22 protein-coding genes, 1 tRNA gene, 2 pseudogenes and 1 riboswitch are annotated in these 24,339 nt (G+C 73.5%); of the genes and pseudogenes, 13 read left to right on the top strand and 12 right to left on the bottom strand.

Features of this window, described 5'->3' with window-relative positions; all coding sequences use genetic code 11:
• Window positions 1-140 precede the first annotated feature (140 nt).
• Window positions 141-1,274, bottom strand: coding sequence for a phosphoserine transaminase (gene serC / locus NHG27_RS09800; protein WP_497016174.1), 1,134 nt, complete (start codon window positions 1,272-1,274; stop codon window positions 141-143).
• A 133-nt stretch (window positions 1,275-1,407) separates the two neighbouring features.
• Between serC and NHG27_RS09795 the strand changes: the two genes are divergently transcribed.
• From NHG27_RS09795 to NHG27_RS09785, 3 genes are all read left to right on the top strand, one after another.
• On the top strand, window positions 1,408-2,124 hold the full coding sequence (locus NHG27_RS09795; RefSeq protein WP_497016173.1) for an iron-dependent transcriptional repressor DtxR: 717 nt from the start codon (window positions 1,408-1,410) through the stop codon (window positions 2,122-2,124).
• A gap of 268 nt (window positions 2,125-2,392) precedes the next feature.
• A riboswitch (cyclic di-AMP (ydaO/yuaA leader) is annotated at window positions 2,393-2,555 on the top strand.
• Between the two features lie 2 nt (window positions 2,556-2,557).
• Entirely contained in the window at window positions 2,558-3,346 is a 789-nt protein-coding gene (locus NHG27_RS09790; RefSeq protein WP_193720730.1) for a C40 family peptidase, read from the top strand.
• Between the two features lie 286 nt (window positions 3,347-3,632).
• Window positions 3,633-4,583 (top strand): universal stress protein, encoded by a 951-nt coding sequence (locus NHG27_RS09785; RefSeq protein ID WP_193720729.1) that lies wholly within the window; start codon window positions 3,633-3,635, stop codon window positions 4,581-4,583.
• 74 nt (window positions 4,584-4,657) lie between these two features.
• Here NHG27_RS09785 and NHG27_RS09780 read toward each other — a convergent pair whose 3' ends face one another.
• The 5 genes from NHG27_RS09780 to NHG27_RS09760 form a co-directional block, all read right to left on the bottom strand.
• Window positions 4,658-5,500, bottom strand: a complete 843-nt coding sequence (locus NHG27_RS09780; RefSeq protein ID WP_193720728.1) for an ABC transporter permease — start codon at window positions 5,498-5,500, stop codon at window positions 4,658-4,660.
• Window positions 5,500-6,603 (bottom strand): ATP-binding cassette domain-containing protein, encoded by a 1,104-nt coding sequence (locus tag NHG27_RS09775; protein ID WP_497016172.1) that lies wholly within the window; start codon window positions 6,601-6,603, stop codon window positions 5,500-5,502. Before NHG27_RS09775 ends, NHG27_RS09780 begins: the two co-directional genes overlap by 1 nt.
• A 268-nt stretch (window positions 6,604-6,871) precedes the next feature.
• Window positions 6,872-8,137: an aspartate aminotransferase type Ic gene (locus tag NHG27_RS09770; RefSeq protein WP_497016171.1), complete on the bottom strand. Its 1,266-nt coding sequence runs from the start codon at window positions 8,135-8,137 to the stop codon at window positions 6,872-6,874.
• Between the two features lie 10 nt (window positions 8,138-8,147).
• On the bottom strand, window positions 8,148-9,473 hold the full coding sequence (rocD, locus tag NHG27_RS09765; protein ID WP_497016170.1) for an ornithine--oxo-acid transaminase: 1,326 nt from the start codon (window positions 9,471-9,473) through the stop codon (window positions 8,148-8,150).
• On the bottom strand, window positions 9,470-10,417 hold the full coding sequence (locus NHG27_RS09760; RefSeq protein WP_497016169.1) for a dimethylarginine dimethylaminohydrolase family protein: 948 nt from the start codon (window positions 10,415-10,417) through the stop codon (window positions 9,470-9,472). Before NHG27_RS09760 ends, rocD begins: the two co-directional genes overlap by 4 nt.
• A gap of 400 nt (window positions 10,418-10,817) precedes the next feature.
• Here NHG27_RS09760 and NHG27_RS09755 point away from each other — a divergent pair, with 400 nt between their 5' ends.
• Entirely contained in the window at window positions 10,818-11,765 is a 948-nt protein-coding gene (locus NHG27_RS09755; protein WP_497016168.1) for a PadR family transcriptional regulator, read from the top strand.
• Between the two features lie 72 nt (window positions 11,766-11,837).
• On the opposite strand, the gene NHG27_RS09750 is transcribed toward NHG27_RS09755, so the two are convergent.
• The 3 genes from NHG27_RS09750 to NHG27_RS09740 all read right to left on the bottom strand — a co-directional run bounded on the left by NHG27_RS09750 (window position 11,838) and on the right by NHG27_RS09740 (window position 13,966).
• The gene (locus NHG27_RS09750; RefSeq protein WP_497016167.1) at window positions 11,838-12,401 is read right to left on the bottom strand and encodes an SRPBCC family protein; all 564 of its coding nucleotides are present in this window, start codon (window positions 12,399-12,401) and stop codon (window positions 11,838-11,840) included.
• Window positions 12,398-13,408, bottom strand: coding sequence for a hypothetical protein (locus NHG27_RS09745; RefSeq protein ID WP_193720721.1), 1,011 nt, complete (start codon window positions 13,406-13,408; stop codon window positions 12,398-12,400). Before NHG27_RS09745 ends, NHG27_RS09750 begins: the two co-directional genes overlap by 4 nt.
• Before the next feature lie 78 nt (window positions 13,409-13,486).
• On the bottom strand, window positions 13,487-13,966 hold the full coding sequence (locus NHG27_RS09740) for an OsmC family protein (protein WP_497016166.1): 480 nt from the start codon (window positions 13,964-13,966) through the stop codon (window positions 13,487-13,489).
• 107 nt (window positions 13,967-14,073) lie between these two features.
• Between NHG27_RS09740 and NHG27_RS09735 the strand changes: the two genes are divergently transcribed.
• The 3 genes from NHG27_RS09735 (at window position 14,074) to NHG27_RS09725 (ending at window position 17,122) form a co-directional block, all read left to right on the top strand.
• Window positions 14,074-14,880 carry a thymidylate synthase gene (locus NHG27_RS09735; RefSeq protein WP_193720719.1) on the top strand — a complete coding sequence of 269 codons (807 nt, stop codon included), beginning with the start codon at window positions 14,074-14,076 and terminating at the stop codon, window positions 14,878-14,880.
• On the top strand, window positions 14,877-15,488 hold the full coding sequence (locus tag NHG27_RS09730) for a dihydrofolate reductase (RefSeq protein ID WP_193720718.1): 612 nt from the start codon (window positions 14,877-14,879) through the stop codon (window positions 15,486-15,488). Before NHG27_RS09735 ends, NHG27_RS09730 begins: the two co-directional genes overlap by 4 nt.
• A 155-nt stretch (window positions 15,489-15,643) precedes the next feature.
• Window positions 15,644-17,122 (top strand): ATP-binding protein, encoded by a 1,479-nt coding sequence (locus NHG27_RS09725; RefSeq protein ID WP_227748703.1) that lies wholly within the window; start codon window positions 15,644-15,646, stop codon window positions 17,120-17,122.
• A 71-nt stretch (window positions 17,123-17,193) separates the two neighbouring features.
• Here the strand turns inward: NHG27_RS09725 and NHG27_RS09720 are convergent.
• Both NHG27_RS09720 and NHG27_RS09715 read right to left on the bottom strand, forming a co-directional pair.
• Window positions 17,194-18,027 (bottom strand): annotated as a pseudogene (locus NHG27_RS09720) (sensor histidine kinase); the annotation flags it as partial.
• Window positions 18,028-18,488: 461 nt separating this feature from the next.
• Entirely contained in the window at window positions 18,489-19,145 is a 657-nt protein-coding gene (locus NHG27_RS09715) for a response regulator transcription factor (protein WP_193720716.1), read from the bottom strand.
• A 147-nt stretch (window positions 19,146-19,292) separates the two neighbouring features.
• Between NHG27_RS09715 and NHG27_RS09710 the strand changes: the two genes are divergently transcribed.
• Both NHG27_RS09710 and NHG27_RS09705 read left to right on the top strand, forming a co-directional pair.
• The gene (locus NHG27_RS09710) at window positions 19,293-19,907 is read left to right on the top strand and encodes a hypothetical protein (protein ID WP_193720715.1); all 615 of its coding nucleotides are present in this window, start codon (window positions 19,293-19,295) and stop codon (window positions 19,905-19,907) included.
• A pseudogene (locus NHG27_RS09705) lies at window positions 19,904-20,413 on the top strand (hypothetical protein); the annotation flags it as partial. The gene NHG27_RS09710 and the pseudogene NHG27_RS09705, both read left to right, overlap by 4 nt.
• Here the strand turns inward: NHG27_RS09705 and NHG27_RS09700 are convergent.
• Entirely contained in the window at window positions 20,302-20,565 is a 264-nt protein-coding gene (locus tag NHG27_RS09700; RefSeq protein WP_497016215.1) for a hypothetical protein, read from the bottom strand. The pseudogene NHG27_RS09705 and the gene NHG27_RS09700 overlap by 112 nt on opposite strands.
• A gap of 77 nt (window positions 20,566-20,642) precedes the next feature.
• Between NHG27_RS09700 and NHG27_RS09695 the strand changes: the two genes are divergently transcribed.
• From NHG27_RS09695 to NHG27_RS09680, 4 genes are all read left to right on the top strand, one after another.
• Complete coding sequence (locus tag NHG27_RS09695; RefSeq protein ID WP_497016214.1) at window positions 20,643-21,020, top strand: hypothetical protein; 378 nt, start codon at window positions 20,643-20,645, stop codon at window positions 21,018-21,020.
• Complete coding sequence (locus NHG27_RS09690) at window positions 21,017-21,904, top strand: ABC transporter ATP-binding protein (protein WP_497016212.1); 888 nt, start codon at window positions 21,017-21,019, stop codon at window positions 21,902-21,904. The genes NHG27_RS09695 and NHG27_RS09690 overlap by 4 nt, the downstream gene beginning before the upstream one ends.
• Complete coding sequence (locus tag NHG27_RS09685) at window positions 21,898-23,097, top strand: ABC transporter permease (protein ID WP_497016165.1); 1,200 nt, start codon at window positions 21,898-21,900, stop codon at window positions 23,095-23,097. Before NHG27_RS09690 ends, NHG27_RS09685 begins: the two co-directional genes overlap by 7 nt.
• A gap of 256 nt (window positions 23,098-23,353) precedes the next feature.
• A tRNA-Arg gene (locus tag NHG27_RS09680) sits at window positions 23,354-23,426 on the top strand.
• The last annotated feature ends 913 nt before the right edge of the window (window positions 23,427-24,339 follow it).

Below are 24,339 nucleotides of genomic sequence, written 5' to 3'. Positions count from 1 at the left end.
CGTGAGCCGGGCGGCACCGCTCGGCGGTCCGGGCGGTCGCGGCGAGCAGGTGCGTGAAACGGACGTGGGCCCGCCCCGGGCACCCCGGGCGGGGCCCGGCCGGGCCCCCCGGGGGGGGGCCACGTCTGCGTCGCGGTGACTCAGGCCAGGGCGTCGACCACGAAGTCGATGCTGCGCGTGAGCAGCTCGACGTCCGTGGGCTCGATCGCGGGGAACATCCCGATGCGCAGCTGGTTGCGCCCCAGCTTGCGGTAGGGGAAGACGTCGAGGATCCCGTTGGCGCGCAGGGCCGCGATGACCTGGGTCGCGTCGATCGACTCGTCCAGGTCGATCGTCCCGACGACGGTGGACCGGTCCTCGGGGCGCGTCACGAACGGCGTGGCCCACTCGCGCGCCCCGGCCCAGGAGTACAGGGTCTCGGCGGACGTCGCCGAGCGGGCGCTCGACCAGGCGAGGCCGCCCTGCTCGTTGAGCCAGTCGACCTGCTCGGCGAACGTCACGAGCGTCGTGACCGCGGGCGTGTTGAGGGTCTGGTCCTGGCGCGAGTTCGTCAGGGCCGCCTGGAGCGAGAGGAACTCGGGGACCCAGCGGTCGCCGGACTCGATCTCCTCGACGCGCGCGACGGCGTCGGGGGACAGGATCGCGACCCACAGCCCGCCGTCGGACCCGAAGACCTTCTGCGGCGCGAAGTAGTAGACGTCCGTCTCCGCGAGGTCGACCGGCAGGGCGCCCGCGCCCGACGTCGCGTCGACGAGCGTCAGCGCCCCCTGCTCGCGCGAGCCCGGGACCCGGCGGACCGGGGCCATGGCGCCCGTCGAGGTCTCGTTGTGGGGCCACGCGTAGACGTCGACGCCGTCCGCGAGCCGCGGCACCGCGACCGACCCCGGGGGAGCGGTGACGACCTGCGACGGCTCGAGGAAGGGCGCCCGCGTGGTCGCGGTCGCGAACTTGGCGCCGAACTCGCCGAACGCCGCGTGCTGGGCGCGCTCGCGCACCAGGCACAGCGTCGCGACGTCCCAGAACGCCGACGCGCCGCCGTTGCCCAGGACGACCTCGTAGCCCTCGGGGGCGTGGAACAGGTCGGCGAGCCCTGAGCGGATGCGGCGCACCAGGGACTTGACCGGGGCCTGGCGGTGGGAGGTCCCCAGGAGGGACGTGCCCGCCTCGGTCAGTGCGCGGACCTGGGCCTCGCGGACCTTGGAGGGGCCGCAGCCGAAGCGGCCGTCGCTGGGCAGGAGGTGCGGGGGGACGGTGATCTGGGTGGGCTCAGGCACAGGGCCACGATAGTCCGGCGTGGCGCACGCACCGGCAGGCGTCCACAATGTCGGTGGCTCGGACCTAAACTAGTGGTCAGCGGCCCGCCGGTGCGGCAGGTGCCCCCGAGCCCCCAAGCGACAGGAGCGCGACGTGACCGACCTGATCGACACCACCGAGATGTATCTGAAGACCATCTACGAGCTCGACGAAGAGGGGATCGTCCCTCTGCGCGCGCGCATCGCGGAGCGTCTCGGCCATTCGGGTCCCACCGTCTCCCAGACCGTGGCGCGCATGGAGCGTGACGGTCTGGTCGTCGTGACGGGGGACCGTCACCTCGAGCTCACCCCCGACGGCCACGCGAAGGCGCAGCGCGTCATGCGCAAGCACCGCCTCGCGGAGCGCCTGCTGACGGACGTCATCAAGCTCGACTGGGAGTTCGTGCACGTCGAGGCCTGCCGCTGGGAGCACGTCATGAGCGAGCTCGTCGAGAAGCGCCTCATCGGCCTGCTCGACCACCCGCACTACGACCCCTACGGCAACCCCATCCCCGGGCTCTCGGAGCTGGGTGAGGACATCCAGGAGATCGAGTACCTCGACGGCGTGGTGTCCCTGCCGGCGTTCGTGGCCGCCCAGGACCGTGCGGGGCGCGCTCCTGGTGAGCTGCGCGTCGTCGTCCAGCGCATCGCGGAGCCGCTCCAGACGGACACGGACCTCCTCGTGCGTCTCGCGGCTGCGGGGATCCTGCCTCGCCAGGAGGTCGTGGTCACGCCGGAGGCCGGGGCGTTCACGGTGTCCGCGACGGGCGCGGAGACGGTCCTCGACCTGCCCGACGACGTCGCTCGCCACATCTTCGTCACCGCGCCCTGAGCGCAGCGCACGACGGCTCCCACCGCCCTGCACCCTCCCGGGGGCGCGGGGCGGCGTGCTGTCCGGGGTCGGTCGGGGGGCAGCCGCGTGGCGGCCCCGCAGGGGCTCCCGGGCGGCGGTCTTGTGGTGCTTCGTCCCGCTCTGCCCGGCCCTTCCGGAACGTCGTGACGGGAACGTGACATTCACCCCCGGGTCGTGTACGTTCGGTTCTGCTTCACGGAAGACTCATTCGTCGGAGCCCTCGCGCGGAACGCCTAACCCTGTCACCGCGAGAGGAACACCACGACCCGCTGACAGGGACGGGGGACCCAAATTCGGGTACCGGCAACGGTGCCCTTGGGGTGAAGCCTGAAGGACCTCGGTCCTGACGGCCGGGTGATTCTCCCACCCGAACCCGACAGCTGACCTCGCAGGCGTCCAGGAGAGGTATCCAGTGAACGCAGTGACGAACGGCGCACGCCATCGTGCAGCACGACGCCCGCTTTCCACCCTTGCTTCGGCGGCGACGGCTTCCTCCGTCGGCCGCCGCACCGCTGTCGTCGCTGCCTCGTCGGGACTCATCGTCTCGATGCTGGGCGGCACCGCTGCCACCGCAGCCCCCGTCGAGCAGGACTCGACCAAGCTCAACACCGTCGACCTGAACGCCCTCACGACGCAGGCTCGCGCGGCGCTCGAGTCCGCTCCGGCCGTCACGGTCGCCGCCGAGGCCGGCTTCGCGATCGAGAGCGCGGCCGTCGCCGTGACCCCGGCACCGGAGCCCGTGGTCGAGCGCGTCGTCGAGACCCGCGCCACCACGACCCCGTCGCGCTCCAGCGAGCGCACGGCCACCGCTGCGGCCAGCACGGCCACGACCGAGAAGAAGGCTGCGGTCGAGGTCCCGGCCTCCGCCGCCGGCTCCTCGATCGTCTCGATCGCCACCCGCTACGTGGGCGTCCCGTACGTCTACGGCGGCACCTCGCCCGACGGCTTCGACTGCTCGGGCTTCACCCAGTACGTGTTCGCGCAGGCCGGCATCAGCCTGCCTCGCACGTCGAGCGGCCAGGGCAACGTGGGCACCAAGGTGTCGCGTGCCGACGCTCAGCCCGGTGACCTCATCTGGACCCCCGGCCACATCTCGATCTACGCCGGTGACGGCATGCAGATCGACGCGCCGCGTCCCGGCAAGACCATCCAGGTCCGTCAGATCTGGCAGTCGAACCCGACGTTCATCCGCGTCGCCTGAGACCACCAGCGGTCCTCCGAGGCCGCGCGGGAGTGATCTCCGCAGTCCACCAGAGCCCCGTCCTCCCGCCTCGTGCGGGGTGGCGGGGCTCTGTCGTGCCCGGTGGGACCCCGCCCTGCCCGGGCGGGGTCGGGGTGGTGAGCGGCAGGGGCGGGGCGGCGGCCCCAGGCCTCCGGGACGGTCGCGACGCGCGGTCGATCGAACCCCGGCACCACGGTGGACTTTGCCTGTTCTTTCGATAGGTTTGTCTCAGGATGGACGTTTGCCCTCGGAAGGAGACGGAACCATGACCCGTGCGGAGATCGTGCTCGTCGGCGTCGACGGATCGGCCCCCAGCCTGCACGCGCTGGACTGGGCTGCTGCGTACGCCCGCCAGGTCGGTTGGCCCCTGCACGTCGTGTGCTCGTACTCGCTCCCCTCCTTCACCGCGGCCTCGCTCGACGGCGGCTACGCCGCTCTCGACGACACCGCCATCCAGGAGGGTGCCAAGGCCGTCCTGGCAGAGGCCACCCAGCGCGCAGAGGCCGCAGGCGTCAGGACCACCGCGGCGATCGCGACCGGCGACGCGGCCGGCGTCCTCGTCGAGCTCTCGAAGGACTACGGCCTGGTCGTGGTCGGCACGAGGGGGCGCGGTGGGTTCACCGAACGGCTCCTCGGGACCGTGTCCTCGGCGCTCCCCGCGCACTCCCGGTGCCCCACCGTCGTCGTGCCGTTGAAGTCGGGGACGGACGAGGCAGGCGACCTGCCGACCGTCGCCCCGCTCAAGCGCATCGTCGTCGGCGTCGACGGGTCGCCCTCGGCGGACATCGCCCTGCGGCACGCGATCAAGCAGGCGCGGGCGTGGAAGGCCGAGCTCGTGGCCGTCGCCGGGGTCCCCGTGGGGGCCGGTGCGGGGCTGCTCGCCTGGCTGCCCGCCTCGATCGACCACCAGCAGGTCCTGGACGACATCACCGAGGGGCTCAACGTCATCGTGGACCGGCACGAGGCCGAGAACCCCGACGTCTCCATCAAGCGCATCGTCCTGGACGGGACCGGCGCGGAGCTCCTCACCGAGTTCTCGACGGCCTCGGACCTCATCGTCGTGGGCTCGCGCGGGCGGGGCGGCTTCACCGGGCTGCTGCTCGGTTCGACGAGCCAGGCCGTGCTGCACCACTCGGCCTGCCCGGTCATGGTCGTGACCAAGCGCTGCGAGGACGAGAAGGTCCCGGCCGCCGGTGACGGGGCGTCGGCGAGCTGAGAGCCGTCCACAGCAGCGTCAGGACGAGCGCGACCGCGGGGTCGCGCCCGTCCTGAGGCACCGGCGAGGAGCGCTCAGTTGCGCGTCCGGTACAGGTGCATGGTGATCGGCGCGAAGATCGCGGTCAGGACCACGGAGGCGAGCAGGACCCAGCCGATCTGGTCGAACGTCGCCGTGCCGGCCATGAGCGCCCGGACCGCGGTCGCGAGGTGGCTCACGGGGTTGACCTCGACCCACGCCTTGAGCACCGCGGGCATGGTGTCCGGGTCAACGAAGATGTTCGACGCGAACGTCAGCGGCATGAGGATCAGCATCGAGACCCCCATGACCGCGTTGGGCGTGCGCATCACGAGGCCCAGGATCGTGAAGATCCAGCTGATCGCGAACGCGAAGACCAGCAGCAGGACGACCGCCAGGAGCACCCCGACGACCCCGCCCTCGGGCCTGAACCCGATCGCGAGCCCCAGGCCCACCGTGATGACCGAGGCGATCGTGTAGCGGACGGTGTCACCCAGGAGCGCGCCCACGATGGGGGCCGGCCGCCAGATCGGCAGCGACCGGAACCGGTCGAACACCCCCTTGGTGATGTCCGTGTTGAGCGTGAACCCCGTGTAGACCGTGATGATCAGGACCGTCTGCACCAGGATGCCGGGCAGCAGGTACTGGAGATACGTCTCCGGGTCCCCGGCGATCGCCCCGCCGAACAGGTACGTGAACATGAGCGTGAAGATGATCGGCGTCAGGGTCACGTCGAAGAGCTGCTCCGGCACGTGCTTGATCTTGAGCAGCGCCCGCCACGCGAACGTCAGGGTGTTCGCGAGCGGAGAGGGTCGCGTCGGGTGCTGGTCCATCGAGATCGCCGCCCGGAGGGCCTGCGCCTCCGGGGTCGTGATGACCTCGGTCTGTGTCGCGGCCATCAGGCCACCTCCCCGTCGATCGTGCTGCTGGGTTCGCCGCGCGCCCCGGGGGCGCTGCCGCGGGCAGCGCGCCGTCCCCGGCGCGTGGACCGGTCGCCCCCGTCGCCGTCGCCGCCGGCCGGGCGGCTCTCGCCGTCCTCGTCGCCCTCGTCGGCCGGCTGGCCCGTGAGGGCGAGGAAGACCTCGTCGAGGCTCGGCTGCCCCAGCGTGAACTCGGGCACCGTGATCCCGGCGTCCGCGAGGGCCGGCAGGACCTGCGCCGCGAGGTCCGCGCCGTCGTCGGGTACGCGCGCGGAGAACGCGTACGGGTCCGCCGCGAGCACGACCTCCGCCCCGAGCGTGCGCTCGACGATCTCCGCGGCCCGGGTGCGGTCTCCGGAGGCCGCGAGCCGCAGGCTCACCGACCCCGCACCGACCGAGCGCTTGAGCTCGGTCGCGGTGCCCTCGGCGATGACCTTGCCGTGGTCGATCACGGCGATGCGGTCCGCGAGCTGGTCGGCCTCCTCGAGGTACTGGGTGGTGAGCAGGACCGTCGCGCCGTCGGCCACGAGGACCCGGATGATGTCCCACACCTGGTTGCGGCTGCGGGGGTCGAGCCCTGTGGTCGGCTCGTCGAGGAACAGGACGCGAGGGCTCATGACGAGGCTCGCCGCGAGGTCGATGCGGCGGCGCATGCCGCCCGAGTACGTCTTGACGGGACGGTTCGCGGCCTCGGCGATCCCGAACGCCTCCATGAGGTCGAGGGCGCGGCGCTTGGCGGCGAAGGTCGTGAAGCCGTACAGGCGGGCGATCACGATCAGGTTCTCGGCGCCCGTGAGGTCCTCGTCGACCGACGCGTACTGGCCTGTGAGGCCCACGAGCGAGCGGACCGCGTCGGGCTGGGCCAGGACGTCGTGCCCCAGGACGTGGGCCGTGCCGGCGTCGGGGCGCAGGAGGGTCGTGAGCATGCGGACGGCCGTCGTCTTGCCCGCGCCGTTGGGGCCGAGGACCCCGTAGACCGTGCCGGTCGGGACGACCAGGTCGATCCCGTCGACGGCGCGGGTCTCCTTGAAGTGCTTCACGAGGCCGTGGGCCTCGATCGCGAGATCTGGTGGGCTGGTCATGCGTGCTCCCTTCAGGGGTGGTGCACGGGTCTGTCCAGTTCCGACCGCGGGAGGAGCGAGAACTCATCGGTGCCCCGGGCGGCCGGGTCCTTGGTCGCGTCGGCCCGTCCTGCCACGTCCTGTCGCGACCGGGTGACCCTGTCCACCAGGCGACCGAGCCGACGGGGGCGGGCGCCGCAGCGACCGAGACCTCCATCATGCGACGACGGGCGGCCGCAGACCAGGGGTCCGCGGCCGCCCGTCGGGTACGGCGATGTGCAGGAGGGCGTCAGGCAGCCGCCTTCTCGGCGGCCGCGAGGAGCACGCACGTCGCGACGCCGTCGATCGCGACGCGGACCTCGTCGAGAGGGGGCAGCGTCGGGGCCAGGCGGATGTTGGCGTCACGAGGGTCCTTGCCGTACGGGAACGTGGCGCCCGCGGGCGTCAGGGCGATCCCGGCCTCCTTGGCGAGCTGGACGACGCGCGACGCGGTGCCGGGCACGACGTCGAGCGACACGAAGTACCCGCCACGCGGCGAGGTCCAGGAGACGCCGGGCTCCGCGCCCAGGCGCTCGCGCAGGATCGTGTCCACGGCCTCGAACTTGGGCGCGATGATGTCGCGGTGCTTGCGCATGTGGGCGCGCACCCCGTCGGCGTCGCCGAAGAACTGGGCGTGGCGGAGCTGGTTGACCTTGTCCGGGCCGATCGCCTGCGCCGCGAGGTGCTTCTTGTACCAGGCGACGTTGGTGGGGGAGGCGCCCAGGAAGGAGACGCCCGCCCCGGCGAACGTGATCTTGGAGGTCGACGCGTAGAGCAGCACCCGGTCCGGGTTGCCGGCCTCCGCGGCCAGGGCGAGCGCGGGCGCGGACTCGGTCTCGACGTCCGTGAGGTGGTGCACCGCGTACGCGTTGTCCCACATGATGCGGAAGTCGGGGGCCGCGGTGGGCATCGAGACGAGGCGCTGGGCGACCTCGTGCGAGACCACGGACCCGTCCGGGTTGGCGTAGGTCGGCACGACCCACATGCCCTTGATGGTCGGGTCGTCCGCGACGAGGGCGGCGACGGCCTCCGCGTCGGGCCCGTCGGCCGTCATGGGGACGGTCACCATCTCGATGCCGAACGCCTCGCACAGCGCGAAATGACGGTCGTACCCCGGGACGGGGCACACGAACCGCACCTTCTCCTCGCGCGACCAGGGACGCGGCGAGCCGGGCACGCCGAACAGCATCGCGAACGCGAGCGTGTCGTGCATGAGCGTGAGGCTCGAGTTGCCGCTTGCGAGGAGCTGGTCCACGGGGACGTCGAGCAGCTCGGCGAAGATGCGACGGAGCTGCGGCAGGCCGTCGAGCCCGCCGTAGTTGCGCACGTCGGTGCCGTTCTCGTCGGTGACCGTTCCTGCGCCCGGCAGTGCCAGGAGGGCGTCGGAGAGGTCGAGCTGCTCGGCGGACGGCTTGCCGCGGGTCAGGTCGAGCTTCAGGCCGAGGGACTGCAGGTCGGCGTAGGCCTGCTGCCACTCGGCGAGGCGGGTGGAGGTGTCGGAGGCAGGAGTGGTCACCCTCCGGACTCTACCGATCTGCGGCGAGCTGCGTCAGTGCGTCACGCAGAGCGGCCATCCCGAGGTCGAGGTCTGGACGGTCGATCACCAGCGGGGGAGCGAGCCGGATGGTCGAGCCGTGGGTGTCCTTGGCCAGGACGCCGCGCACGAGCAGCGCCTCGCACAGGTCGCGGCCCGTCCCGCGGGCGGGGTCGAGGTCGATCCCGGCCCACAGCCCCACGCCTCGTACGCCCGTCAGCAGCCCCTCGTCGACCAGGCGTGCGAGCCGGGCGTGCAGGTGCGTCCCCAGGTCGCGGGCGCGCGCCTGGTGCTCGCCCGTCTCGAGGAGCCCGACGACCGCGAGCCCGACGGCGCACGCGAGCGGGTTGCCGCCGAACGTCGACCCGTGCGTCCCGGGCGTCAGGACCCCCAGGACGTCGCTGCTCCCGACGACCGCGGAGACGGGCACGACACCCCCGCCCAGGGCCTTGCCGAGCGTCACGAGGTCCGGCTTCACGTCCCACAGCTCGCACGCGAGCGTGGTCCCGGTGCGGCCCAGGCCGGACTGGATCTCGTCCGCGACCAGCAGGACCCCGCGTTCGTCGCACACGCGGCGCAGCGCGGGCCAGTAGTCGTCCGGGGGGACGACGACGCCCGACTCTCCCTGGACGGGCTCCATGAGGACGGCGACCGTGGTCTCGTCGATCGCGTCCGCGACGGCCTGCGCGTCGCCGTAGGGCACGAGGCGGAAGCCGGGGGTGAACGGGTCGTACCCGTCGCGCGCGTCGGGGTCGTCGGAGAACGACACGATGGTCGTGGTGCGGCCGTGGAAGTTCCCGTGCCCGACGACGATGCTCGCCCGCCCGGCCGGCACGCCCTTGACCTCGTAGCCCCACTTGCGGGCGATCTTGATCGCGGTCTCGACCGCCTCGGCGCCCGTGTTCATGGGGACCATCATCGGGACCGCGCCCGGCCCTCCGCCCTGCACGAGGGGGCCGACGAGCTGCGTCAGGCGGTCCGCGAAGGGGTGCAGCAGGTCGTGGTCGAACGCGCGCGAGGTCAGGGTCACGCGCCCGAGCTGCTCGGTCGCGGCGTCGATCAGCGCGGGGTGGCGGTGCCCGAAGTTCAGGGCCGAGTACCCGGCGAGCAGGTCGAGGTGGCGTCGACCGTCGACGTCGGTGACCCAGGCGCCCTCACCGGTCGCGACGGTCACGGGCAGCGGGTGGTAGTTGTGCGCGAGCGAGCCCGGGTGCGCACCGCCCGACGGCGTCGCTCCCGTCGCGCGGTCCGGTGCGGCGGGCGCGGCGCTGCCCGTCGTGGTCGCGGCGGCCGGGACGGCCTGGCTCTGCGCGCTCATGACCGGATCTCCAGCGTGCAGCACTTGGCGCCGCCGCCGCCGCGCAGCAGCTCGGACGTGTCGACCGCGATCGTCTCGTAGCCCCGCTCGGCGAGGGCACCCGCGAAGTGGGTCGCGGCCGGGGTGTGGACCACGTGCCGCCCGTCGCTCACGGCGTTGAGCCCGAGCACCAGGGCGTCGTCCTCGGTCGCGTGGTGCGCGTCGGGGAACCTCTCGGCCAGGACCTCCTGGGAGGCGGGCGAGAAGGCGGGCGGGTAGTAGGCCAGGTCGAGCGGCACCTGGGCGGTGGGGGCGGGCGCGAGGTGCGGGGCCTCGGGTGGGGGAGCGGCGCCGTCGGGCAGGGGGGCGAGGAACGGCGGCGGTGCGCCGCCGGGCGCCAGGCGCGGCGCGCCCTCGCTGCCGCGCAGCACCACGAGCGCGGTGTCGAGGTGGTAGAAGCGCGGGTCGACGAGCTCGAGCGTGACCACCTCGCGGCCCCAGAGGTTCGCGGCCTCCTGGTGCGCGCTGCGCTCGGTGCGGAACCCCGTGCCGGCCAGCACGACGTCGCCCGCGACGAGCAGGTCGCCCTCGCCCTCGTTGACGTGGTCGGCCGAGTGGGTCACGTAGCCGCGGTCGGCGAACCACTTGAGGTAGGCGGGGCCCTCGGGGGCGCGCTCGGGGTGGCGGAAGAGCGCGGAGTAGGCCAGGCCGTCGACCACGGTCGCGCCGTTGGCCGCGTAGACCATGTCCGGCAGGCCGGGCTCGGGGGCGATCTGCTCGACGCGGTGCCCGAGGTCGAGGTACACGTCGCGCAGGCGCTCCCACTGGGAGACGGCGAGCGCGGTGTCGACGGGTCGGGCGCGGTCCATCCACGGGTTGATCTCGTAGCTGACCGTGAAGTACGTGGGGCGGCACATGAGGTAGTGCCGGGGGACCCGCGTGGGTCCCGGTGTGCTGGTCGTCATCTGCGCCTCTGTCGGGTCTCGGTGGGCGTGGGACGTGCGACGGTGCGGGGTCGTGCGTCGTTGCACGGGTGCTGCTGACTGCCGGTCCCGGGCGGTGCGAGCGCCGCCTGGGCCTTCCCGTCACTGTACGACCTGGACGGTGTCTCGTGGCGGGCGAACCGGGTGGGGGGCGGGTCCCGCAACCTGATCGAGATCGGGGGTTGACTATCGATACGTCAACGATATATCTTTAATTCATCGACGCGGCAGGCGGGCAGACCGCACCGCGCCGAGGACCCGGACGCCAGGCCGAGGACCCGTCGGAGAACCGACGAGAACCCGCCGGCACCCGCCTCCCGAGCCCGAATGCTCGGACGCCCGCGAAGGGCCCCACACGACACGACCCTGCAGGAGAATCCCCATGCGTACCCCCCACCAGCACCCAGACGCTTCCCGCCCGCCCCGCGACCGCTCCGGCCGCGCAGGCGCCCTCGACCCCTTCGGGGGCCGCACCCGTCGCCGACGCGACGACTTCCCTCCGTCCGCGGAGGGCTTCGGCCCGGACTTCGGCGACATCCCGGGGGGCCCTCGCGGTCGCCGCGGAGGACGCCCCGACGGCCCCGGGCTCCCCGGCCGTGGTCGTCCCGACGGCCCCGGCCGACCCGAGGACGGTCACGACACCCACGACCACCGGGACCACCCGGAGCACCCCGGCCACCACGGTCACGACGAGCGCTTCGACGACCGGTTCGAGGGCCGCGGTCCCCGCGGCCACCGCGGACCGGGAGGCGGCCCCGGCGGTCCCCGTGGTCGCGGGCACCGCGGCCCCGGAGGTCGTGGCCCGGGCGGCCGCGCGGGCCGCGGAGACATCCGCGCCGCGGTCCTGCTGCTCCTCGCCGAGGAGCCCATGCACGGCTACCAGGTCATCCAGGAGATCGGTGAGCGCACGTCAGGTGCGTGGCGGCCGAGCCCCGGCGCGATCTACCCCGCGCTGAGCCTGCTCGAGGACGAGGGCCTCGTGACCATCACGGCCTCGGGCGGGCGCAAGCTCGCCAGCCTCACCGACGCCGGCCGCACCTACGTCACCGAGCACGCCGACGACCTGGGCACCCCGTGGCAGGACGTCGCCGACGCCGGGACCCGTCCGGCACGTCAGCTCCGTGGCGCGCTCGCGTCGGTCGCGGACGCCCTGCGGCAGGTCGCCCGCACGGGCACCGACGAGCAGGCCGCCCAGGCGCTCGCGCTCCTGGAGCGCACGCGCCGCGAGCTCTACCTGATCCTCGCGGGCCCGGCGGAGACGGCGGACGCCGAGGCGTCGGCCGAGCCCGCGACCGAGCCGCCGGCTGACCTGGAGGCGGACCAGGCCTGACCGGGCGAGAACGGGGTCGAGGCCGGGAACCTGATGGTTCCCGGCCTCAACCCCGTTCTCGGCAGCGGAGCGTCACCGCCCCCGCGCCACGATCCGGTCCAGACGGCGCAGCGACAGCCGGATCATGAGGTCCAGCACGCGCGCGGCGAACGGGGCCGTCACGGCCCGCGGCAGGGGACCCGCGAGATACACGTCCTCCCACCACGTCACGGCGCAGCGGCCCACCGGTTCGCGCCGGTGCACGTCCGGCAGGTGGTGCGCGGCCAGGGGCACGACGACGATCCCCGCCTCCCCGAGGAGCGCGGGCCCGAGCTTCAGGTACGTCGCCCGGCCCGCCCTGCCGTCGGAGGGCGGCACCCACTCCGTGACCCGCATCCGGTCGGGGAACCCGGGCGCCCCCTGGGGGGCGAACGGTCCGGAGACCATCGTGAACTCGGCCCCCACCCCCGGCCGCCACGCGGTCGCGGGCACCGTGGAGCCGTCCGCGCCGTGGAACGTCCCACGGCTCAGCGGCACCCAGCGGGGGTGCGTGCGGACGTCCGCGACCAGCGCGAACGCCCGCTCGGCGCTCAGGGGCAGCACGTGCGTGAGCTCGACGCGGCCGGCGGCCGGACGTCGCTCGTCGGCAGCGGTCACGAGGACTTCCCGGGTCGGCGCCAACGCACCGACCGGATGCCGCGGGGCGCCCCCGCCCCGCCGTGGGCGTCCCGGACGGCCGCACGTCCGGCCGCCTCGTCGACGACCCCCGGCCCCGCCCCGGGGACCGGTGCGTCGACCACGCCGAGCCGTTCCGCAGGTGCGGGGACGAGCAGCGGGGGAGCGGCGCCGTCGGGCACCTCGACGACCTCCAGGACCTGCCGGAACGTCGAGGGGGGCGGACCGAAGGCCCGCCGCGTCTGGCTGATCACGGTCTTGCCGAGCGCGCGCGAGCCCGCGACCCCCACGACCGCGCCCACCCCGAACGGCACGAGCCGCCCGAGCGCGAGGCCACCGTGCTTGACCATCTGGGTGCGCAGGAACTTGTTCGTCAGGGCCTTGTTGACCTTCTTGAGCGTGCTCGACGGCATGCTCGTCATGAGGACCTTGCCCCACGCCATGGCCGACCCCGCGGCCGCCCTCTCGACCTGCTCCGACCCCTTGTCCCCGAGGACCGAGGCGAGCAGCAGGGCACGGCGGCGTGCGGCGTCGTCGACCTCGAAGCCGTACACGTCCGCGACCGCGAGCGAGAACGCGGCCGACGAGCCGAAGTACGTGGCGACGTCGCTCGCGGTCAGCGCGATGCCGATGCCCGTGCCGACGGCCGGGAACGCCGCTGCCGCGCCCACCGCACCGCCCGCCGCCCCGATGACCATGAGGTACTCGCGCTCGAGGATCCCGATGACCTGCGCGGGGGACGCGTGCGGGTTGCGCCGGCGCACCGAGTCGACGTGCGCGCGGATGACCGACGACGGGATCGTCACGGCCTTGTCCAGGGCTGCGTCGAGCAGGGGCGTGCTCCGCAGGTCGCCCCAGTCGTCGGCGGGCTGCCCCTCGGGGGCGTCCTCGACCGCGGTCAGACGCCCGCGCTGCGGCTCGGGCCGCACGCTGTCCGACGTCCCCCACACGGCCACCTGGGCCTCTGCGTCCTTCTTCCTACGACTCATCGGACGACTCCCTCCTCGTGGTGGCGGCTGTCCTTCGACGCCTCGACGCGGGGACCCGCGACGACTGCGGCAGACCCGCTACTCGCCGACGGCTCCCACGACCGGGCCGAAGGTGTGCTCCACTGTGGCACCGTTCCGGACCGTTCGCCCCACGGTGCACGTCGTCTCGATCGCACGGTCCGCGACCTTGAGCAGGCGCTCGCGCGCGTCGTCCTCGAGGCCCGTCAGGTCGATCTCGAAGTGCTCGGTGATCGCCGTGTACCGGTCCTCGGCCATGTCCTTGGCGCCGTCGACGCGGATCGTGACCTCGTAGTCGTCGCCCAGGCGGCGCGCGAACGGCGCGTCGCTGCTCATGCCGGCGCACGCGGCCAGCGCGATCTTGAGGAGCTCGCCCGGGGTGAAGACCGCGCCCGCGCTCGCGGGGCCGATCGACACGCTCGCCCCGCGAGCGGAGAAGCCGGTGTACGTGCGGGTGCCGGTGCGCTCGACCCACAGGGCGTCCGCCGGTGACGGGGACGACGCGGGGATCTCTTCGGCTGCGGCTGTGGGGTTCGTCATGCTGCTGATCTTCTCACCCTTGAGGAGACGCCGATCCTAGCGGCCGATGTGTGGAACGTTCGCGTGGCGGTTCACGATACGGTGGAAACTTTGCCTAGGATCCGACCATGCCTGGCCCGATCGAGACCCCTTACGAAGACCTCCTCCGGCTCGTCCTGGAGACCGGGACGCACAAGTCGGACCGCACGGGGACGGGCACGCGCAGCGTGTTCGGCCACCAGATGCGCTTCGACCTGTCGCAGGGCTTCCCGCTCGTGACGACCAAGCGCGTGCACCTCAAGTCGATCGTCTACGAGCTGCTGTGGTTCCTGCGCGGGGACTCGAACGTGCGCTGGCTCCAGGAGCACGGCGTGAAGATCTGGGACGAGTGGGCCGACGAGGACGGCGGGCTGGGCCCCGTCTACGGCGTCCAGTGGCGCTCGTGGCCCACGCCGGACGGGCAGCACGTCGACCAGATCAGCCAGGTCCTCGACACGCTGCGCACCGACCCGGACTCGCGGCGCATGATCGTCTCGGCGTGGAACGTGGGCGAGCTCGGGGGCATGGCGCTGCCACCCTGTCACATGATGTTCCAGTTCTACGTGGCCGACGGCAGGCTCTCGTGCCAGCTCTACCAGCGCAGCGCGGACCTGTTCCTGGGCGTCCCGTTCAACATCGCGTCCTACGCGCTGCTCACGCACATGGTCGCGGCGCAGTCCGGCCTGGAGGTCGGAGACTTCGTGTGGACGGGCGGCGACTGCCACGTCTACGACAACCACGTCGAGCAGGTGCGCGAGCAGCTGAGCCGCGAGGCCTACCCGGCACCCACGCTGCGCCTGGCCCCGCGCGACTCGCTGTTCGACTACACGTACGAGGACGTCGAGGTCGTGGGCTACCAGCACCACCCGACGATCAAGGCGCCGGTGGCGGTGTGAGCCGTCCGGTCGTCGGACTGATCTGGGCCCAGGCGCGCGACGCCGCGGGCCGCCCCGTGATCGGTGCGGGCGGCGTCATGCCGTGGCACCTGCCGGAGGACCTCGCGCACTTCCGTCGCGTCACCACGGGCCACCCGGTCGTCATGGGTCGGGTCACGTGGGACTCGCTGCCCGTGCGCTTCCGCCCCCTGCCGGGGCGGCTCAACGTGGTCGTGACGCGCCAGGACGGCTGGGTGCCCGACGGCGCCGCCCGCCCGGGCGCCACCGGCACCGGCGTCGTGGTCGCCCCGTCCGTCGAGGAGGGGCTCGCGCTCGCGTCGGCTGCCGCCGAGGAGTCGGGCTCGGGGCAGGTCTGGGTCATGGGCGGCGCGCAGGTGTACGCCGCGACCCTGCCGCTCGCGGACCGCTGCGTCGTGACCGAGATCGACCTCGAGGTCGACGGCGACGCGTTCGCTCCCGGGATCGAGGCCGGGCCGGACGGCGACTGGGTGCTCGCGGGCCCCACGGACCGCACCGGCGTCCCGGTGACGGTCGGCGACGCCTGGCAGACCTCGCAGGACGGTGTCCGGTTCCGGGTGCTCACGTACGGGCGGCCGCCGGCCGCCTGACGTCACCCGGCCCCCGCCCCCGGCGGGACGGACCTCGCGGGCGGGCTGCGCCGTCGGGCAGGGTTCCGCCCGGCGGGCCGCGCCTGCGGGTGCGCTTCCGCCCGCGCTGGTCGATCCTTGTCGTGCACCGCGACCTGCGACCCCGGAGGCCCCGCATGACGACCGAGACGACGCTGTCCGAGTCCTTCGACGGGCGGCGGTTCACGTACCGCCTGCCGCGCTCGTCGAGCATCGGGCCGGGGGACTTCGTGACGATCGGGGTGACGTTCCCCGAGACGGCCGCGCACCCCGGCGCCGCCCTGGTCATGGGGCAGGTCCTGACGCGTGCGACCAAGGCGGGCGACGCCGTCGGGCACGGGCGGGTCCTCGGCGAGCTGCGCCCCGACGGCACGGTGGCGACCTCGGGCGGCGACCCGTTCACGTCGCAGGACCTCTCGCCCGCCGGCGCCGGGGTCCTCGAGGCGCTCCAGGCGCGCGAGCGGGCGACGCTGCGGATCGGCGAGCTGCACCACGTCCGGGGGAACGTCGACGCCCTGCTCCAGCCGCACCGGTTCAACCGGCACACGTTCCTGTGCGGGCAGTCGGGCTCGGGCAAGACGTACGCGCTCGGGGTGCTGCTCGAACAGCTCCTCATCGACACCGACCTGCCCATGGTCATCCTCGACCCGAACTCGGACTTCGTGCGGATCGGCGAGCTGCTCGAGACCGCGTCGCCCCAGGACGCCGCGCGCCTGCGCGCGCTCGACGTGCGCGTCCTGCGCAACGACGGCGAGCACCACCCCGTGACCGCCCGGCTGACCGCGATGGAGGCCGCGAGCCAGGCCGCGGTGCTCCAGCTCGACCCGCTGACCGACCGCGGCGAGTACAACACGTTCCTGCGGATGATCGAGGACGCCTCCGTACCGGGAGGCGCCGCAGGGGGGACCGCCGGACCGCGCAGCATCGCGACCCAGGGCAGGCTCGACCCGCACACCATCCCCTCGGCGCTGCGCGCGACGGGCGAGCCCGACGCGCTCCGCCTGGCCCAGCGGGTCGAGAACCTGGGGATCCTGGACTGGGACGTGTGGGCGGGCGTCGGGCAGTCGGTCAGCGAGGTCCTGTCCGAGGGGCCCCGTGCGGTCGTGGTCGATCTCGGGAGCCTGCACACGCACGAGGAGCAGCTCGCGGTCTCGCTCGCGCTCCTCGACGACCTGTGGGCCGCGCGCGCCGAGCGCACGCCGCGCCTGATCGTGATCGACGAGGCGCACAACGTGGTCTCGGCCGAGCCCTCGACCCAGCTCCAGCGGCTCACGACCGAGCGCGTCGTCCAGATCGCGGCCGAGGGGCGCAAGTTCGGGCTGTGGCTGCTGCTCTCGACGCAGCGACCCTCGAAGATCCACCCGAACGTGCTCTCGCAGTGCGACAACGTGATCGTCATGCGCATGAGCTCGCCCGCCGACCTGGTCGAGCTCGAGAGCGTCTACGGGTTCGCGCCGCCCGAGCTGCTCGCGGCCACCCCGTTCTTCCGTCAGGGCGAGGCGCTGATCGCGGGCGGGTTCGTGCCGGCGCCCGCGATCGTCCAGATGGGGGCGCGCCGCACGGTCGAGGGCGGCTCGGACGTACCGGTCCCGATGCCTGTCCCGATGCCCGGCTGAGCCGTCGAGCCGCGCGCCGACGGCGGACGCCCCGCCGCAGAGTCTCCCTCCGGAAGGCCCGGGAGCCGGGCGGAGACCGTGAGCCCGCCGCCCTCGCGCGGCTCGGCCGTGACCTGGCCGCCGTGCGCGGCCGCGACCGAGCGGACGATCGACAGACCGAGCCCGACGCCGCCACGCACGTAGCCCCCGCGACGGTCGGCGACGGCGCCGTCGCGCCCGAGCCGACGGAACGGCTCGAACAGCGCCTCGACCTCGTACGACGGGACGACGGGCCCCGTGTTGGACACCGCGACCTCGACCGTGCCACCAGGCCCGGGGCGGGTCACGACGGCGACGCGACCGCCGGGCTCGTTGTAGCGGACCGCGTTGTCGACGAGGTTCTGGACGAGGCGTTCGAGCAGGACCGGGTCGCTGAGGGTGCGGGCCGGTTCGGTGTCGACGTGCAGCGCGACGCCGGCCTCCCGGGCCGGGGCCCCCGCGGTCGCGCCGGCCTGCGCCGCGACCTCCGCGAGGTCCACGGGCTCGGGCACGAGAGGTGACTGGTCGGCCGCGGCGAGCGTCAGGAGACCGTCGATCAGGCGTTCCTGGCGGGCGTTCACGGCGAGCAGCGTCGTGCCGAGGTGACGCGCGTCGCGCCCGGTGCCCGGGTCGTCGAGCGCGACCTCCAGGACGGTGCGGGTGATCGTGAGCGGGGTCCGCAGCTCGTGCGACGCGTTCGCGACGAAGCGCCGCTGCCCGTCGAACGCGCGGTCGAGCCGTTCGAGCATCGCGTCGAAGGTGTCCGCGAGGTCCTTGAGCTCGTCGTCGGGCCCGGTGTGCGCGATGCGTTCGTGGAGGTTGTCGTCCGCGACCCGACGGGCCGTGGCCGTGATCCGGTGCAGCGGGGCGAGCACGCGAGACGACATGACCCACCCGAAGCCGACCGCCAGGACGCCGATCCCGAGGAGGGCGACGACCGACCAGGTGAGCACGGTGCGCAGGGTCCGGTCGCGGGCCTCCTGGTTGTTGGCCTCGACGATCCTGCGCAGGTCGTCGAAGGTCTGCGTGCCGGTCGAGCCGGTCGAACCGGTCATGGCGGGGTCCACGGTCTCCGCGGCCTGCAGCGGCACCGTCCCGCCCGCGACCAGGCCGGCGCTCAGCGAGGGGTCGAGAGTCGAGTACAGGCCCGGCTCGGTGGCCTCGACGGCGCCCACGGCGACACCCACCGAGTCGACCGGCTGCCGGTCGATGGCCGCTGCGAGCAGGACGTACAGGACAGCGACGAGCAGGGCCCCCGCGACGACGAACGCCCCGGCGTACACGGCCGTGAGCCGGGCCCGCAGGGTCGGGCGGGGGAGGAGGCGGGCCGGGATCCCGCGCGGAGGTCTCACGGGACCCGGTACCCGACACCCGTGACGGTCTCGACGAGCGAGGCGTCCTCGAGCTTGCGGCGCAGCTGCTTGATGGTGAACCGCACGACGCCCGTGAAGGGGTCGATGTTCTCGTCCCACACCTTCTCGAGCAGGTGCTCGGCGGACACGGGGCGTCCGTCGGCGCGCAGCAGCTCCTCCAGGACGCCGAACTCCTTGCGGGACAGGTGCACGAACGTCCCCTCGCGGTAGACCTCGTGCCGGCTCGTGTCGAGGCGCAGGCCCGAGCGTTCGAGGACGGGCGGTGATGCCGGCCGGGCGCGACGGCCCAGGGCGCGCACGCGGGCGCTGAGCTCGGCGAACGCGAAGGGCTTGACGAGGTAGTCGTCGGCGCCCAGGTCGAGGCCGTTCACCCGGTCCAGCACGCCGCCCGACGCGGTGAGCATGAGGACGCGCGAGTCGTGCTCGGAGGCCACGATCGCCCGGCACACGTCGTCGCCGTGCACCCCGGGCAGGTCGCGGTCGAGCACGACGACGTCGTACGCGTTCACGTCGATCCTCGCCAGGGCCTCGTGCCCGTCGAGCGCGACGTCGACCGCCATCGCGAGCCGTCGCAGTCCCGTCGCGACGGCCTCCGCGATCAGCTCCTCGTCCTCCACCACCAGCACCCGCACCTGAAGAGCATGACGGTGGGGGCTGTGAGATCTCTGTGAGGGACCGGCTCACGGAGGTCTCACAGGGGGTCCGGTGAACTGCTCGTGAAGCAGCTCCCGGGCGGTCGTGCGAGGCGCCCGGGACCCGGACCGACGTGAGGACCCATCATGACCATCCACCAGAACCTGCGAGGGCGGACCGCCCGGGCGGCGGGGCGCCGCCCGGCCTCGGCGGCCGTCGTCGTCGCGCTCCTCGCCCTCACGCTCGCGGCCTGCACGCCCGACGACGCCCCCGGCGTCGCGAGCGCCGACGGCGGGGAGGGGCAGACCGCTCCGACCGAGGGCGGGACGTCCTCCGAGGACCTGACCGACGCCGAGCGCGACGACCTGGCGCGGAAGTTCGCGGGCTGCATGCGCGACAACGGCGTCGACATGCCCGACCCGGACGCCGACGGAGGGCTGGCGGTCACGTCGGGTGCCGTCGAGGCCGGCACCGCGGACGAGATGGACGAGGCGTTCGAGGCGTGCAAGGAGTTCCTGCCCGACGGCGGCGAACCCGTGAGGACGAGCCCCGAGGACCTCGAGGCGCAGCGGGCCTTCGCCAAGTGCATGCGCGACCAGGGCATGGACATGCCGGACCCCGACCCGAACGGCGGGATGACCGCGGCCGGGGACGTGGGTGACGACCTCGAGGCGTTCGAGGCGGCCCTGGAGGCCTGCAACGAGCCCGGTTCGCCCGCGGGCCTCAGCATCGGGTCGGGCACGCCGGCCGGTGACGAGTGAGCCGCCGCGGCGCCCTGCCCGGAGCGCCCGCCCCGGACCGGCGCCCACGACGCCGGGCCGTGCTGGGCGGGGTGGCAGGAGCACTCGTGATCGGCGCCGGGGTCGTCGTGGCACTGACCGGGTTCAGCCGGGGGAGCGACCCCGCACCCGCCGCGGCGGGCCCCACCGAGACGGCCACCGTGACCCGCCAGACGCTCGTGCAGCGCACGACCGTCAAGGGCACGCTCGGCTACGGCGAGGCCGTCACGCGCGGGGTCCAGGGCGCCGGCGGAGCCGAGGGGGGCGGCGGCACGGTGACCTGGCTGCCCGGGGTGGGGGACGTCGTCGACCGCGGAGGAGCCCTCCTCAAAGTCGACGAGCACCCGACCGTGCTGCTGCTCGGCACGCTGCCCGTCTACCGCGAGCTGGGGATCGGCACCGAGGGCGACGACGTGCGCCAGCTCGAGGAGAACCTCGCGGCGCTCGGGTACACCGGGTTCACCGTGGACACCAGGTTCACGGGCTCGACAGCCCAGGCCGTCAAGACCTGGCAGAAGGACCGCGGGCTCGAGAGGACCGGCACGGTCGCCCCGGCCGACGTCGTCGTCGCCCCGGGGCCGGTGCGCGTCGACGCGCTGAAGGTCCGCGTCGGCGACCCCGCGGCCGCGGAGATCCTCACGACCACGGGCGTCGACCCGGGCGATCTCGGTCGACCTCGACCTCGCCGACCGGGACCGGGCGGTCGAGGGCGGGACCGTGACGGTCGAGCTCCCCGGCGGTGCGACGGCAGAGGCCGTGATCACCGCCGTCGGGAACCCGGAGGTCGTCGAGGACGAGAGCGGCATGCCCGGGGCCTCCGACCAGACCGTCGTCCCCGTGACGGTGGCGCTCCCCGACGGGACCGACGCCGACGCGGGCTCCGTGAAGGTCACGTTCGTCGCGGCCGAACGCCCCGACGTCCTCACCGTGCCCGTCGCCGCGCTCCTCGCGCTCGCCGAGGGCGGCTACGGCGTCGAGGTCGTCACCGGCGCCACGACACGGGTCGTGGCCGTCGAGACCGGGATGTTCGCCGACGGGAGCGTCGAGGTCACGGGCGACGTGACCGACGGCGACGTCGTCGGGATGCCGTCGTGAGCGCCGTCGCCGTGGCGCGAGCCGCCGTCGCGCACCCGGACCCACGCGGCACGCCCGGCACGGGGACGCCGGGCACCGCCCCCGGAGACGGCGGCGGACCCGTCGTGACCCTGCACGAGGTCTCCCGCGTCTTCCCCGGCGGGGTCGCCGCGCTGCGCGACGTCCACCTCGACGTCCACCGCGGCGAGCTCCTCGCGATCGTCGGGCCCTCGGGATCGGGGAAGTCGACCATGCTCAACGTGATCGGGACGCTCGACCGCCCCACGTCCGGCCGGGTCCTCGTCGACGACTTCCTCGTCGACGACCTCGACGACCGCGAGCTGTCCGCGCTGCGCGCGAGCCGCATCGGGTTCGTCTTCCAGCAGTTCCACCTGGCGGCCGGGGTCCCGGCCCTCGACAACGTGGCCGACGGGCTCCTGTACCGGGGCGTGGGGCGCCGCGAGCGACGACGCCGTGCCGCCGAGGCGCTCGACCGGGTGGGCCTCGGGCACCGCCTCACCCACCGCCCGCACGAGCTGTCGGGCGGCGAGAAGCAACGCGTCGCGATCGCGCGCGCTGTCGTCGGGGACCCTCCTCTCCTGCTCGCCGACGAACCCACGGGCGCGCTCGACACGGCCGCCGGTGCCGGCGTCATGGACGTGCTGCGTGACCTGCACACCGTCGGGACGACGGTCGTCATCATCACGCACGACCGCGAGCTCGCGGCCTCCCTGCCGCGGCAGGTCGCGATGCGCGACGGCGAGATCGTCGCGGACGGCACCCTGGCCCCGGGCGGGGCAGGGACGGTCCTCGCCGGCGCTGGCGCTGGCGCTGGGGGCACTGGGGGCACTGGGGGCGCTCTGGGCGCCCCCTCGACCACGACCGACGAGGAGGCATCGTGCTGACCACGCTGCGCCCCGCACGCCTCGGAGCCCCGGACGTCCTGCGTGTCGGCGCGACCGGGCTGCGCACCCGCCCGCTGCGCGCCGTCCTCTCGGCGCTGGGCATCGCGATCGGCATCGCGGCGATGGTCGCGGTCGTCGGGATCTCCAGCTCCTCGCGCGCCGAGCTGGACCGGACGCTCGCGGCCCTCGGGACCAACCTCCTGCGCGTCGCACCCGGGACCGACCTGTTCGGGGAGGCCGCGACCCTGCCGCCCGAGTCGGTCGACATGGTGCGCCGCATCGCACCCGTCGAGACCGCGACCTCGGTCGCGCTGCTCACGGCCAAGGCGTACCGCTCGGACCTGATCCCGACCGGGGAGTCCGGCGGGATCGGCGTGTACGCCGCGGACCTCGACCTGCTCGACCCCATCGGTGGCACCGTCGCGGACGGGACCTGGCTCTCGGAGGCGACGGCGGGATACCCCGCCGTCGTCCTGGGGCACACGACCGCGAAGCGCCTCGGGATCACGGCCCCGGACCCGGCCGTCCTGGTGTGGATCGGGGACCAGTGGTTCTCGGTCGTGGGCATCCTCGACCCCGTGCCGCTGGCCCCCGAGATGGACCTCGGGGCCCTCGTGGGCCGCGAGGCGGCGGCGACGTACCTCGACTGGGACGAGCTGCCCACCACGATCTACACGCGCACCCGCGAGGACGCGGTCGAGCAGGTGCGTGCCGTCCTCGGAGCCACGGCCAACCCGCAGGCACCCAACGAGGTCGACGTCTCGCGCCCCTCGGACGCGCTCGCGGCCCAGCAGGCCACCGACGAGGCGTTCACCGGGCTGCTCGTCGGGCTCGGCGCGGTCGCGCTGCTCGTGGGTGGGATCGGGGTCGCCAACACCATGGTCATCTCGGTCCTCGAACGGCGCGCCGAGATCGGGCTGCGCCGCTCGCTCGGCGCGACCCGGGGCCAGATCCGCGGGCAGTTCCTCGTCGAGTCCCTGGTGCTGTCCCTCCTGGGCGGGGCCGCCGGGGTCCTGATCGGCGTCGGCATCACCGCGGGGTACGCGACCTCGCAGGGCTGGCCGGTCGCCGTACCACCCGTCGTCGTGGTCGGCGGGCTCGTCGCGACGCTCGCGATCGGGGCGGTCGCCGGGATCTACCCGGCGGTGCGGGCCGCGCGCATGTCCCCGACGGAGGCGCTCGCGGCCGTGTGACGCGCGACCGCTGGGTGCTCGGCCCTGGGCTGCCGAAGCCGAGGGTGCGCGGCCCCGAGGGTGCCGAACCCGAGGTTGGTCAGGCAGCTGCTGCCGGTTGCCTGACCAACCTCGGGTTCGCCGCGTCGGGCCGCACCGGCGCCCCGGGGCCCGGCCCGGCTCGGGTTCGACAGCGCGTCGCGGTTGGGAGACTCCCGGGCCGGGACGCTAGGCTGTCGGGCGTCCCACCGGGCCGATCCGCCGTGTTCGTGCCCGCGCGCCTGTAGCTCAGGGGATAGAGCACCGCTCTCCTAAAGCGGGTGTCGCCAGTTCGAATCTGGCCAGGCGCACACAGTGAAACCGCAGGTCAGAGGCGCAAAACGTTGACACCCCCGCTCTGGCGCCTCCCCCGCGAGGGGAGGAAACTGCAACGCTCTGACCTGCACTTATGCAAACTTGTTACTCCTGGACCTCCCCCAAACCTCCCCCGGGGGAGCCTGCGCAGCGGGCGTCTACGACCCCGCGAGAACCGCTGTATCAAGCCGATCTGGACGGTGGGCGCGTGCAAGGCTGCGGGGGCATCAATCTCGAAAAACCTCCCCCGGGGAGCCAAACCCGGCCGCTACGTCCCGGTTAGACCCCTGTTACCCCGATTTCCCCGACGGTCCTAGGCGCATGGGCGTGACCGCACACAAGCCAGTCAGAACCTGGCGGGAGGCCGCCGGGGGATGGTCCGGAACACGTCCTCCACGCGCAGCCACACCATCTGCTCGTTCGCCCAGGTCGGTCCCCGGCACTCAGAGCCACTGCTCGCACCAACGCTCATGAGATGCGATCCGTTTTCCGTCGCCAACAAGTCTCGGCCCGCGCCAGGGGTGCTTACTTGTTGGACAGAGCTCAGGAGGTTCTGGTAGCTGAGCGCCGCCGGTCGTGGCGCGGACTTCCTACGAAGACCAGGGTTGGGGTCGAGTGCCAGGGTGCCAGTTCGTCCCACAAGCCCTCGGCCTGGCGTGCCTGTCGGTGACGGGTGGCCTACACGGTCGTGATATGGCGGTTGATGAGCGCTGCCATGCGGAGCCGGTCGATGTCGTCGGGCAGGGTGTTGGGCCCGCGACGACTCGGCCGGGACAAGTTGTTGGCGCGCAGCGTGTGCAGGATCTGGGCGGTGGGGTCTGCTGCACGGATAGGTGTCAGATGGTCTCAGGCGGCGAGTGCGACCTGAGGGGTGTTGATCGTCTCGTATTCGATGGGTGTCAGTCGACC

This window comes from Oerskovia sp. 140933 (assembly GCF_059651515.1).
Note: the sequence above shows the minus strand (reverse complement) of the source record. Positions and strands in the feature narration are given on the sequence as shown.

What these genes read in the sequence shown, in the direction of transcription:
- NHG27_RS09740 (WP_497016166.1), bottom strand. Translation starts at nt 13,966, where the DNA reads ATGACGAACCCCACAGCCGCAGCCGAAGAGATCCCCGCGTCGTCCCCG.
- rocD (WP_497016170.1), bottom strand. Translation starts at nt 9,473, where the DNA reads ATGAGCGCGCAGAGCCAGGCCGTCCCGGCCGCCGCGACCACGACGGGC.
- NHG27_RS09725 (WP_227748703.1), top strand. Translation starts at nt 15,644, where the DNA reads ATGACGACCGAGACGACGCTGTCCGAGTCCTTCGACGGGCGGCGGTTC.
- NHG27_RS09710 (WP_193720715.1), top strand. Translation starts at nt 19,293, where the DNA reads ATGACCATCCACCAGAACCTGCGAGGGCGGACCGCCCGGGCGGCGGGG.
- NHG27_RS09755 (WP_497016168.1), top strand. Translation starts at nt 10,818, where the DNA reads ATGCGTACCCCCCACCAGCACCCAGACGCTTCCCGCCCGCCCCGCGAC.
- NHG27_RS09780 (WP_193720728.1), bottom strand. Translation starts at nt 5,500, where the DNA reads ATGGCCGCGACACAGACCGAGGTCATCACGACCCCGGAGGCGCAGGCC.
- NHG27_RS09785 (WP_193720729.1), top strand. Translation starts at nt 3,633, where the DNA reads ATGACCCGTGCGGAGATCGTGCTCGTCGGCGTCGACGGATCGGCCCCC.
- NHG27_RS09735 (WP_193720719.1), top strand. Translation starts at nt 14,074, where the DNA reads ATGCCTGGCCCGATCGAGACCCCTTACGAAGACCTCCTCCGGCTCGTC.
- NHG27_RS09775 (WP_497016172.1), bottom strand. Translation starts at nt 6,603, where the DNA reads ATGACCAGCCCACCAGATCTCGCGATCGAGGCCCACGGCCTCGTGAAG.
- NHG27_RS09745 (WP_193720721.1), bottom strand. Translation starts at nt 13,408, where the DNA reads ATGAGTCGTAGGAAGAAGGACGCAGAGGCCCAGGTGGCCGTGTGGGGG.
- NHG27_RS09760 (WP_497016169.1), bottom strand. Translation starts at nt 10,417, where the DNA reads ATGACGACCAGCACACCGGGACCCACGCGGGTCCCCCGGCACTACCTC.